The sequence below is a fragment of the Aquifex sp. genome, assembly GCF_056494385.1.
Genome location: NZ_JBSLZM010000096.1, coordinates 1 through 9,820, shown reverse-complemented (window position 1 = coordinate 9,820; position 9,820 = coordinate 1). Strand labels below are relative to the sequence as shown.

General features: G+C 42.8%; 13 protein-coding genes. 6 read left to right on the top strand and 7 right to left on the bottom strand.

The window, feature by feature from the left end:
- Positions 1–1,243, bottom strand: a 1,243-nt coding sequence (gene hemL, locus ACWB1W_RS07410; protein WP_479370739.1) for a glutamate-1-semialdehyde 2,1-aminomutase, incomplete at its 3' end; no start/stop codon positions are given.
- Positions 1,244–1,349: 106 nt separating this feature from the next.
- Between hemL and ACWB1W_RS07405 the strand changes: the two genes are divergently transcribed.
- The 3 genes from ACWB1W_RS07405 (at position 1,350) to ACWB1W_RS07395 (ending at position 3,390) form a co-directional block, all read left to right on the top strand.
- Positions 1,350–1,730 (top strand): DsrE family protein, encoded by a 381-nt coding sequence (locus ACWB1W_RS07405; protein ID WP_459775217.1) that lies wholly within the window; start codon positions 1,350–1,352, stop codon positions 1,728–1,730.
- Positions 1,731–1,807: 77 nt separating this feature from the next.
- Positions 1,808–2,719 (top strand): LysR substrate-binding domain-containing protein, encoded by a 912-nt coding sequence (locus ACWB1W_RS07400; RefSeq protein ID WP_479370738.1) that lies wholly within the window; start codon positions 1,808–1,810, stop codon positions 2,717–2,719.
- Complete coding sequence (locus ACWB1W_RS07395) at positions 2,716–3,390, top strand: HAD family hydrolase (RefSeq protein ID WP_479370737.1); 675 nt, start codon at positions 2,716–2,718, stop codon at positions 3,388–3,390. Before ACWB1W_RS07400 ends, ACWB1W_RS07395 begins: the two co-directional genes overlap by 4 nt.
- On the opposite strand, the gene ACWB1W_RS07390 is transcribed toward ACWB1W_RS07395, so the two are convergent.
- Complete coding sequence (locus ACWB1W_RS07390; RefSeq protein ID WP_479370736.1) at positions 3,356–3,541, bottom strand: Trm112 family protein; 186 nt, start codon at positions 3,539–3,541, stop codon at positions 3,356–3,358. The two genes, ACWB1W_RS07395 and ACWB1W_RS07390, sit on opposite strands and share 35 nt — an antisense overlap.
- A gap of 24 nt (positions 3,542–3,565) precedes the next feature.
- On the opposite strand from ACWB1W_RS07390, the gene ACWB1W_RS07385 reads away from it, so the two are divergent.
- Positions 3,566–3,982, top strand: a complete 417-nt coding sequence (locus ACWB1W_RS07385) for a low molecular weight phosphatase family protein (RefSeq protein WP_479370735.1) — start codon at positions 3,566–3,568, stop codon at positions 3,980–3,982.
- On the opposite strand, the gene ligA is transcribed toward ACWB1W_RS07385, so the two are convergent.
- From ligA to ACWB1W_RS07370, 3 genes are read right to left on the bottom strand one after another with little or no spacing between them, the layout of a single operon-like run.
- Positions 3,974–6,133, bottom strand: coding sequence for an NAD-dependent DNA ligase LigA (gene ligA / locus ACWB1W_RS07380; protein WP_479370734.1), 2,160 nt, complete (start codon positions 6,131–6,133; stop codon positions 3,974–3,976). The genes ACWB1W_RS07385 and ligA overlap by 9 nt on opposite strands.
- A gap of 3 nt (positions 6,134–6,136) precedes the next feature.
- Complete coding sequence (locus tag ACWB1W_RS07375) at positions 6,137–6,358, bottom strand: DUF167 domain-containing protein (RefSeq protein ID WP_479370733.1); 222 nt, start codon at positions 6,356–6,358, stop codon at positions 6,137–6,139.
- Positions 6,355–6,561, bottom strand: coding sequence for a hypothetical protein (locus ACWB1W_RS07370; RefSeq protein WP_479370732.1), 207 nt, complete (start codon positions 6,559–6,561; stop codon positions 6,355–6,357). The genes ACWB1W_RS07375 and ACWB1W_RS07370 overlap by 4 nt, the downstream gene beginning before the upstream one ends.
- 22 nt (positions 6,562–6,583) lie before the next feature.
- Between ACWB1W_RS07370 and ACWB1W_RS07365 the strand changes: the two genes are divergently transcribed.
- Both ACWB1W_RS07365 and ACWB1W_RS07360 read left to right on the top strand, forming a co-directional pair.
- Complete coding sequence (locus ACWB1W_RS07365) at positions 6,584–7,063, top strand: thioredoxin family protein (protein WP_479370731.1); 480 nt, start codon at positions 6,584–6,586, stop codon at positions 7,061–7,063.
- A complete protein-coding gene (locus tag ACWB1W_RS07360; protein WP_479370730.1) occupies positions 7,054–7,698 on the top strand; it encodes an HAD-IA family hydrolase in 645 nt (214 codons plus the stop codon). Before ACWB1W_RS07365 ends, ACWB1W_RS07360 begins: the two co-directional genes overlap by 10 nt.
- On the opposite strand, the gene rsmH is transcribed toward ACWB1W_RS07360, so the two are convergent.
- Both rsmH and ACWB1W_RS07350 read right to left on the bottom strand, forming a co-directional pair.
- Positions 7,675–8,550 carry a 16S rRNA (cytosine(1402)-N(4))-methyltransferase RsmH gene (gene rsmH / locus ACWB1W_RS07355; RefSeq protein WP_479370729.1) on the bottom strand — a complete coding sequence of 292 codons (876 nt, stop codon included), beginning with the start codon at positions 8,548–8,550 and terminating at the stop codon, positions 7,675–7,677. The genes ACWB1W_RS07360 and rsmH overlap by 24 nt on opposite strands.
- The gene (locus tag ACWB1W_RS07350) at positions 8,550–9,749 is read right to left on the bottom strand and encodes a hypothetical protein (RefSeq protein WP_479370728.1); all 1,200 of its coding nucleotides are present in this window, start codon (positions 9,747–9,749) and stop codon (positions 8,550–8,552) included. Before ACWB1W_RS07350 ends, rsmH begins: the two co-directional genes overlap by 1 nt.
- Between the last annotated feature and the right edge of the window lie 71 nt (positions 9,750–9,820).

Genomic DNA, 9,820 nt, shown 5'->3' with positions numbered 1-9,820 from the left:
CAAGGGCTTCGTCTATGACGTTGTCTTCGTGCGCAGTTGTGAGGAACCAAGCTTCAAACTGAGAAGGTGGTATGAGAACACCGTTCTTAAGTAGTGCCTTAAAGAACTTTGCGAACATTTGTGTGTCTGAACGTTTTGCCGTTTCAAAGTCGTAAACGTCTCCCTCCGTAAAGAATACCGTAATCATTGAACCCGCTTTATTAATCCTGTGGGGAACGCCCTTATCAAGGAGTATCCTGCTAACCTCTTTTGCGAGTCTTTCCGTTCTTTTTTCAAGTTCTTCGTAAGGTTCTTTATCCCTGAGCTCCTTTAAAGTTTCTGAACCGGAAACCATTGCGAGGGGATTTCCCGATAGCGTTCCCGCCTGGTAAACTTCTCCTTCCGGAGCCACCCTCTCCATTAACTCCCTTCTTCCTCCGTATGCACCTACGGGTAGACCTCCTCCCAAAATCTTACCCAGACAGGTTATATCGGGTTCTATTCCGAAAAGCTCCTGAGCTCCTCCCTTTGAGAGCCTAAAACCCGTAATAACTTCGTCAAATATGAGTAGGCTTCCGTTTTCCCTTGTTAGCTTCCTTATCTCTTCAAGAAACTCTCTCTTAGGCAGAACTACCCCCATGTTGCCAGCTACGGGTTCAACTATGACACCTGCTATCTCTTCCCCGTATTTTTCAAAGGCTTCTTTAAGAGCTTCAACATCGTTGTAGGGGAGAACTATCGTTAATTTTGCTATTTCTTCGGGTATTCCGGGGGTTCCGGGTATGCCAAAGGTCGCAACACCCGAGCCAGCACTTACAAGTAAGCTGTCGTAATGCCCGTGATAACATCCGTCAAACTTAACTATGTATTTTCTCCCCGTTACACCCCTTGCCAGTCTGACCGCGGACATCGTTGCTTCCGTTCCGGAGTTTACGAACCTTACCTTTTCAACTGAAGGAACCATTTCGACAACTAATCTCGCAAGCGTTATTTCGTGAGGGTTTGTTAAACCGAAGGAAAGTCCCTTCTGAGCTTCTTCTTGAACAGCTTTAACCACCTTGGGATAAGCATGCCCCAAGATAAGAGCTCCCCAAGAGGCAAGAAAATCTATATACTCGTTTCCGTCAGCATCCCAAACCCTTGCTTTTTTCCCCTTAACAAGGATTACGGGGTCTCCGCCTACAGCCTTGAAAGCCCTTACGGGGCTGTTAACACCGCCCGGAAGGAGTTGCAGAGCTTCTTTATAAAGCTTTTGGTTTTTCATAAAGTTTTATTTTAATAAAGATAAAGAGATTTTATTTAACCATAAAGAAGAGTTTAGTTTTTACTTGATAAGGATATACTAAAATCCTAATGAGGAGGTGAGTGTGATGAGTGAACAACAGCAAGCTGCAGATCTCGTGATAATCTTGATTACAGGTCCCGAGAATCCTAAGAGACTTCCTTCTGCTTTCTTCCTTGCTTCAACCGCTGCATCTGCCGATATGAACGTAGTTATGTACTTCACGGGACCTGCTACGCTTCTTCTTAAGAAAGGTGTTGCGGAAAGCATCCGTCCCATGGAAGGAGGAAACACCATTAAGGACTTTATGGAACTCGCCCTTGACAACGGGGTTCAGTTCGTGGGATGTCTTCAGTCCCTTGAACTCAACGGAATGAAGAAAGAAGACCTGGGATTTGACGTTCCCCTACTTACGCCCAGTCAAGCACTTCCTTCACTCGGACAGGCGGGAAGGGTTCTCACCTGGTAATCCCTTCCTTTCTTTTTAAAACACCTTTTTATAACAGTCATAACCATTTCTTATTTGCAGGTTAAAATTATATACGTATGATTGATATATCCAAGCTCAAGACTTTTGTAACGGTTGCAGAGCTAGGAAGCTTTTCAAAGGCATCGGAGATTTTATACATAACCCAACCCGCCGTAACTCAACAGATAAAAGCCTTGGAGAGAACGGTGGGAGCGAAACTTCTCCAGAGACAGGGCGGGAGGATGGTTCTCACCGAAGAAGGAAAGAGGATTTACGAGATAGCTAAGATGCTCCTAAACAGCTATGAGGGGTTAATGGAGGAAATAGCAAGGATAAAAAAGGATTTAAAGGACACGCTTTTTCTCGGTCTTAGTGCAACGCCGAGTGAATACATTGTTCCCAGGGTTATAGCGGATTTTCACAAAGAGTTCCCGAGCTCAAAGATAAAGGTTTTTACGGGCAACTCCCACGACGTTGAGGAGGGCCTTATCTCGGGTGTTCTAAACATAGGCATAATAGAAAGAGAACCTTCGGATAAGTTTATAGACATACCATTCTTAGAAGACGAGATAATATTCTTCACCTATCCAGAACACCCGGTAGCTTCAAAGGGTGTAATTGAACCCGAGGAGCTTTACGAGCTTGACCTCGTTATGAGAGAAGCTCATTCGGGAACACGTAAGCTCGTGAGGGACAAGCTTGAGGAGCTCGGGATAGTGTTTGACAAGCTAAACATAAAGATAGAGTCAACGAGCAGTAGGAACATAATCCAGATAGTTAAGTCGGGATACGGTTGTTCCTTCCTTTCAAAAGGGCTCCTAAACGGAGAACTAAAAGCGGGAAGTCTTGTTGAGGTTAAAATTAAGGGATTTGATATAAAACGTAAGTTCCACATAATATATCCGAAAAACGGAAGTGTTTCATTCCTTGCAAATAACTTTATAAAGTATCTGCTTGAAAAAACGAACGAGGTGAAAACTGCGGTATGAAAGTGGTAATATTTGACGTTGATGGAGTAATAGTAGATGTTAGAAAGTCCTATCATTACGCTATAAAGGAGACGGTAAAGCATTTCACGGGGAAGAATTTAGACATTGAGTTCATAAGGGAGTTCAAGTTCTCAAGAGGTATAAATAACGACTGGGATGTCAGCGTTGAGCTCATTAAACACCTTGGTTTTGAACCACCACCTTACGGTGAGCTCGTTGAGGTTTTTGAAAACTTTTACGACGAGTTTAAAGATAAGGAGGAGCTTATACTAGGGAGGGAGTTTTTTAAAGAGCTTAAAAGCTCGGGACTTTCCTTGGGTGTTGTTACAGGAAGGCCAAAGAGAGACCTAAAGTATCTCTTTGACCGTTTTGAACTATGGGATTTTTTTGATGTAGTTGTTGACGACGACGATGTTGGCGATATAAACCTGAGGAAACCTCACCCCTATCCCCTCCACCTCTGTATGGAAAGCCTGGGAGCAGGAGAGGGTATATACGTAGGGGATAACAACGCGGATATGGAGATGGTGAGAAGTTACAGGAAGATGTACGGAAAACCCGTTGAGTTTGTTCACTTCAAAAAAGTTTTTAAGGAAACCCTCCCTTCCGATTTCTCAACCGAGGACCCCGATGAGCTCAAGGATTACCTTCTAAACCGTGTAAGGGTTTAGCCTCATCAATCAAGAGCACAGGTATGCCCTCTCTTATCTCGTAGTAAACTTTACATTTTTCGCATATAAGTATCTCCTTCTCTTGGTTATATATAAGGTCTCCCTTACATTTAGGACATGCCAGTATATCAAGCAGATCTTTTTCCAGCATAAGATTAATGATATAAAAAATCCTATGAAAATCGGATTCGTTAGTAGAAAGGGAGCGGTAAGGGCATTAATGGCTGAGGCCATAGCAAAGAAGCTTTTACAGGATGCGGGTATAAAGGCGGAGGTTTTCTCCGCAGGTGTTGAACCCGAGAGAAGCACACCCAAGGAAGTAATAGAGGTATTGAAAGAAAAAGGATACCCAACGAGGGGAATTTATCCCAAACCCCTCAGAAAGATTCCCTATAAACAGCTTGATGTTCTTGTGATTCTTGACAACGAAATAAAGGATAGGTGTGAATTCATTCCTTCTCACAAGAGGAGGGAGAACCTCGTAATAGAAGAGCCTAAAAGTCTTAGCGTTCCTGAACTGAGAAGGTTAAGGGACAAAATAGAACAGGAACTTAAAGAGTTATTCAAACTTGAAGCAAAAAGTTCAAAATAGCTTTCCTACCTTTATCTCTTTCTTCTTCTCTTCCTTAAGTTTTTCAAGGTCAACGTAGTCCTTGATCATGTTTATAAACTCTTTTTCTGTTATAGTTTTAACACCGTATTTTTTTGCCTTTTCAAGCTTCGTCCTTCCCGGTTCCCTTCCTACTACGAGGTAGTCCGTTCTGGAGGTTACCGTGTTTGAAAACCTCCCGCCGAGAGATACGACTATCTCACCCGCCTTCTCCCTTGAACAGCATTCAAGTGTTCCCGTAAAGACAAAGGTCTTTCCCTTCAAAACGTCCGCGATTTTTTCGGTTTTTTTCTTTTTAAGGTTTACACCTGCTTTCTCAAGTTTCTCAAGAACTTTTAAGTTTTCCGGAACGGAGAAGAACTCTTTTACGCTTTTTGCTACCTTGTATCCCACCCCCTCAAGTCTCATAATTCTCTCCATAGGTATATCTTTCAGCTCCCAAATGCTGTTTATTATCTCCGATATCTTCCTTGCGGTTGTTGAACCCACATACCTTATCCCTAGTCCGTAAAGAACCCTGTCTAGGGGCCTGTTTTTGCTTTCCTCTATAGCTTTAAGAAGGTTCAAGGCGGACTTTTCCCCGAACCCGGGAAGTCTCAGAAGGTCTATAAGCTTCAGGTAATACAGGTCTCCGATATCCTTTACCAGTCCTTTATTAAAAAGTAGTTTTACCGTTGCATCACCGAGACCTCTTATGTCCATTGCGTCCCTGCTTGCCCAGTGCTTTATCCTTAAAACGGATTGAGCGGGACACCCTATGTTTATACACCTTCTTGCCACTTCTTCCGGGAGCTTTACGAGTTCTGAGCCGCAGGAGGGACACTTTTGGGGAAATATTATATCTTTTTCCTCTCCGGTTCTCTTTTCCTTTAGAACGTCAGCTATGTATGGTATAACATCTCCGGCTCTTTCAACGAGAACGTAGTCCCCTATCTTTATATCTTTCTCCTTTATGAAGTCTTCGTTAAAGAGGGAAACCGATGAAACCGTAACACCGCCGACCTGAACCGGTTCAAGCTTTCCGACTGGTGTAATAGTTCCTGTTCTTCCCACCTGAAATACGACGTCAACGAGTTTCGTTACGGCCCTTCTCGGCTTAAACTTGTAAGCTATAGCCCACCTCGGGTGGTGTGAGGTGTATCCGAGCTTTTCGTAAAGCCTTCGGTCATTTACCTTAACGACCATCCCGTCTATCTCGTAGGGGTAGGTGTCTCTCTTTTCTTCCCACTCCCTGCAGTAATCTATTACCTCCTCTATTCCCTTGCAGAGCTTTGTGTCCTTAAAGAGTGTTTTAAAACCTAATGTATCAAGCATTTTTAGGGACTCGTAGTGGGTTTTTGGGTCGCTCTCCGGAGGCTCTACGTATGCGAGTTGATAAACTATAGCTTCAAGTCTCCTCTTTGCGACTTCTTTAGGGTCTTTCTGTCTTATTGAGCCCGCTGCGGCGTTCCTCGGGTTTGCAAAGGGAGGGAGTCCTTCCTCAACCCTTTCCTGATTTAGTTTCTTAAACTCTTCCTTACTTATAACTACCTCTCCTCTTATTTCCGCGAGCTTTATACCGAACTTCGAGAATTCAGCCCTCAAAGGAATAGTTCTTATGGTTTTCAGGTTATTTGTTATGTCTTCCCCGTATTCTCCGTCTCCCCTTGTAGCTCCCCTTACGAAGATGTCGTCTTTGTAGACAAGGGCAATCCCTGCACCGTCAAGTTTTGGTTCAACCGTATACTCAACTACCTCAAGTCCCGTGAGCTCTCTCACCCTTTTGTCCCATTCTCTAAGCTCCTCCTCCGTGTAGGTGTTATCAAGGGAGAGCATCGGAGCGTAATGTTTCACGGTGGGGAACTCTCCCGTTATCTCGCTCGCTACTCTCCGGGTGGGGGAGTCGGGAGTTATAAGCTGGGGATACTTCCTCTCAATTTCTTTAAGTGCTCTGAATAGTCTGTCGTAATCGTAATCACTTATTACCGGATTTGCCTGAACGTAATACTTGTAGTCATGAAATCTGATAACTTCTCTCAATTCTTCAGCAAGCCTTTTGGCTTCATCAAGGCCTAAATCTTTAAGGTTTTTTATCCTCTCCAAAAGCTCCCTCGTTTTTTCTATAAGCTCCTTTTCCCTTTCGGGGATGAACATAATTTATAAATCTACTTCAATAAACTTTAGTCTTGAGGTTTCACCCCTCACTATTTTCAGTCTTTTTTTAGGCACCCCGATAAATCGGGAAAGAAGCTCAATAACCCTTTCGTTCGCCTTTCCCTTTTCGGGGGGCTCTTTTACTTTTACCTCGTACTCTTCCTCGGATATCTTTTTAACCTCCTCCTTTTTTGACTTGGGTTTAACTTTTACCTTTATAATCATTCTTCAGGAACTTCCTTCCCCTTGTATATTATCGTGTATACGATAACAAATCCGTCTATGCCGTGTTCCTTTGCGTAGGTTACTTTAATGTCAAGTATCTCGTTCCCTTCCTCGTAAATACCTTCAATAACCTCGTTAAGTTTCTCGGTAATCTCGTGGGTATTTCCCTCAAGGTCAACGACCATAGCTCCAACTTTTTCCATACTATAGATTATATTTATCTTTATGAACTTAAGGGTTTTCGTTTTACTGGCAGTCGTATTAGCTCTGTTTGCCTGTAGCGGTGAAAGTCAAAAAGAAAGTGTGGAGGCAAAATCTATCATTCCGAAAAACAAGTATGCTCTTCTTATAGTTGAAAGTAAGAGCTGTATATACTGTGCTCAGTTAAAGAAGGACTTAAAAACCGAAGGGATTTTAAAGGAAGTTCTGAAGGGTATAGACCTCTTTACGTTAACTTACGAGAGTTATGCGCCTGTGAAGACGAATATAGGGGGTGTAATAAAAGAGGTTTCCGAGAAGGAGCTCGCAAGGGAACTGGGGGCTACTTCCTTTCCGAATTTAATCTTTTACGATAAAAATGGGAATCTCATTCTCCGGATACCGGGATACCTGCCTCCGAAGGAGCTTTACTGTGTTATAAACTACGTAAAGAAAGAAGTTTTCAAAAAAGAGGAGTTAAAGGACTACATGAAAAAATGCGCGTAGAGGCTGTTTTATTTGACCTTGATGGAACTCTTATAGATTCTGCCGATGATATAGCGCTTGCACTTAAGAAAACGTTAAAGGAGATAGGGCTCGAGAAGTACTTCCCTAAGGATGTGAAGCCTTACATTGGTGGCGGAGTTAAAGCCTTGCTTGAAAGGGTTCTTGGGGATAAGTTCAGGGAGGAGTATGTAGAGCTTTTCAGGAAGTATTACCTCGAAAACCCAGTTGTTTACACGAGGGTTTACGATGGTATTCCTAAGATTCTTGAGATGTTAAAAGGAGAGAGGGTAAAGCTTGCGGTGGTTTCAAACAAGCTTGAGGAACTCTCAAGGGAGATTTTAAGAAGACTCGGGATTATAAACTACTTTGAGTTTATAGCGGGAGGGAATACCTTCCCCGAGAAGAAACCCTCCCCCGTTCCGGTAATAAAAACTCTTGAACACCTTGGAATTGAACCACGGAAGGCTATAGTAGTCGGAGATACTGAGGCTGACATCCTCTCGGGGAAGGAAGCGGGAACGCTGACAGCCCTCGCAGGCTGGGGATACGTAAAACTAAACTCCCAAAAGCCCGACTTTATTTTAAAAAAGCCGGAGGAGCTGTTAAGGATTTTAGACTCTCTCAGAAGCTCTTAACTTCGCGCTCCTTGAGGCTGGATTTTCCTTAATCTCCTCTTCCGATGGTGTTATAGGCTTCTTCGTTAGTATCCTGAATACACCTTCTCTTTCCTTTTCCTTCATAAACTTTTTAACTATCCTGTCCTCCAGGGAGTGAAAACTGATAACAACAAGTCTTCCGCGGGGGTTAAGATGTTCAGGGGTTTTATAAAGGGCTTCTTGAAGGGATTCAAGCTCCTTGTTTACTTCTATTCTTATTGCCTGAAAGGTTCTCGTTGCGGGGTGTATTCTGCCGTGCTTGTAGAACTCAGGAACTGCGGACAATATTACCTCAACAAGCTCCCTCGTCGTTTCTATTGGTTTTTTCTCCCTTCTGTTTACTATAGCTTTTGCGATTCTTACCGCAAACTTCTCTTCCCCGTATTCTTTGAGAATTCTTATCAGTTCCCTCTCGGTGTATGTATTTACAACCTTATAGGCTGTAAGGGTTTGCTCTTTATCCATCCTCATATCAAGGGGTGCGTCTATCTGGAAGGAAAAGCCCCTCTCACTTTTCAGTTGATACATGGAAACCCCTAGGTCAAACAGGATTCCGTCAACCTTTTCTATCCCCTCTTCTTTTAGAACAACGTCAAAATAACGAAAGTCCGCTTTATACAGGGATATTCTGTCGGAAAACTTCTTTAGGTTTTCCTTTGCCAACTCTATAGCCTCTTCGTCCCTGTCTATACCTATGAGGTATACCTCCTTTTTCCTTCTCAGTATCTCCTTAGCGTGTCCACCGAGTCCTAAGGTGCAGTCAAGGTAAACCTTTCCACCGTTTCCGATAAGGATATCAACCGTTTCCTTAAGTAAAACGGGTTTGTGCATCACTCAAGAAGTTCTGAAATCTTTTTCTCAAGAATCTTTCGCGTCTCCTCTCTTATAATGTCAACAACGCCTATATCAAGTAGAACTCTTTCAACCTCTTCTCTGAGTGTGGACTCAACGGCATCCTTTATATACTCCCTTACTTCGGCTTTTATTTCCTCCCTCAAGCCATGGAGCGTTTCGGAAATAGCGTCAACGAGCACCAGCTTTACGAACTTCTCATCGGAAAGCTTTTCGGAAAGTTTTCGTGCGATTTCGTTTCCCTGGTGTAAAACTTGCTCCGAAACGTGAAATTCCTCTTTACGTTCTTCTTCTTTCACTTCTTCTTTTTGTTCCGGCTCGGTTTCCTCAAACGATAACATATTGGTAGTTTCTATAAGGCTCTCCTCTTCTTCTTGAGGTTGTGGTTCTTCTTTCACTTCTTTCTTTCGGGTTTCCCCGTAGAGTTTATCCACCTCTTCCTTTACAAGGTCCGCCGGGACATCCCTGTTTAGAACGGATTTATGGGGAAGGTTTATCTTTTCAACGTCTATCGGGAATAACTCATCAAGGAGTATTAAGAACGGCTTTTCTCTTATACCGGGTATCTCTGATAGTTCCATAAGGTTTTTCTCCGCTATAGAGCCGGATATAGCGTCAAACACTATAACGTCCGCGTAAATACCTTTCTCTTTTACAGCCTTCATGTTCTTTACTACTTCCGTTCTGTAGCTGTCTTCTAAAGCCTTTTCTAAGTTATCGGTAAGCCTCTTGTCAAAACTTACTATTAAAACGAGGGGTTTCTCTCCTTTATCCTGTTTTGGGCTTTCATTTTCTCTTTTCTCTTGAAAAACGTTTACCTGCGGTGTGGAAGTGGTTTTCCCAACTTCTTCAAATATTTTGTTTACTATCTCTTCGGGCGATGATTCTCTTAAAACGAGAACTTTTTTAGGAGGATTTATGTTATTAACGTCAACGGGAAATAGTTCGTCGTAGAGTATTACGTATTTCTGGTTCTGGAACTTCTTTTCGTAAAGGTGGTTTATTTCTTCTTCCGATATCGCTCCTGATATGGCGTCAAAAACTACGACATCTATATCAGGAGGGGAAAGGGCTATAGCCTCCTCCGCATTTTTTGCGGTATAAACCTCGTATCCCTCAAGGTGTGCCTTCAGGCTATCAACTAAGTTCTTATCAAAGGAGACTATGAGAATTTTCATTTAAATTCCCTCCTTATTTATTTTCTATCTCGTTTATAAGTTCATCAACGAGTTTTTTGGCCTTTTCAACA

What these genes read in the sequence shown, in the direction of transcription:
- rsmH (WP_479370729.1), bottom strand. Translation starts at nt 8,550, where the DNA reads ATGCACAAACCCGTTTTACTTAAGGAAACGGTTGATATCCTTATCGGA.
- ACWB1W_RS07390 (WP_479370736.1), bottom strand. Translation starts at nt 3,541, where the DNA reads ATGCTGGAAAAAGATCTGCTTGATATACTGGCATGTCCTAAATGTAAG.
- ACWB1W_RS07350 (WP_479370728.1), bottom strand. Translation starts at nt 9,749, where the DNA reads ATGAAAATTCTCATAGTCTCCTTTGATAAGAACTTAGTTGATAGCCTG.
- ACWB1W_RS07395 (WP_479370737.1), top strand. Translation starts at nt 2,716, where the DNA reads ATGAAAGTGGTAATATTTGACGTTGATGGAGTAATAGTAGATGTTAGA.
- ACWB1W_RS07400 (WP_479370738.1), top strand. Translation starts at nt 1,808, where the DNA reads ATGATTGATATATCCAAGCTCAAGACTTTTGTAACGGTTGCAGAGCTA.
- ACWB1W_RS07365 (WP_479370731.1), top strand. Translation starts at nt 6,584, where the DNA reads ATGAACTTAAGGGTTTTCGTTTTACTGGCAGTCGTATTAGCTCTGTTT.
- ACWB1W_RS07385 (WP_479370735.1), top strand. Translation starts at nt 3,566, where the DNA reads ATGAAAATCGGATTCGTTAGTAGAAAGGGAGCGGTAAGGGCATTAATG.
- ACWB1W_RS07405 (WP_459775217.1), top strand. Translation starts at nt 1,350, where the DNA reads ATGAGTGAACAACAGCAAGCTGCAGATCTCGTGATAATCTTGATTACA.
- ACWB1W_RS07370 (WP_479370732.1), bottom strand. Translation starts at nt 6,561, where the DNA reads ATGGAAAAAGTTGGAGCTATGGTCGTTGACCTTGAGGGAAATACCCAC.
- ligA (WP_479370734.1), bottom strand. Translation starts at nt 6,133, where the DNA reads ATGTTCATCCCCGAAAGGGAAAAGGAGCTTATAGAAAAAACGAGGGAG.
- ACWB1W_RS07360 (WP_479370730.1), top strand. Translation starts at nt 7,054, where the DNA reads ATGCGCGTAGAGGCTGTTTTATTTGACCTTGATGGAACTCTTATAGAT.
- ACWB1W_RS07375 (WP_479370733.1), bottom strand. Translation starts at nt 6,358, where the DNA reads ATGATTATAAAGGTAAAAGTTAAACCCAAGTCAAAAAAGGAGGAGGTT.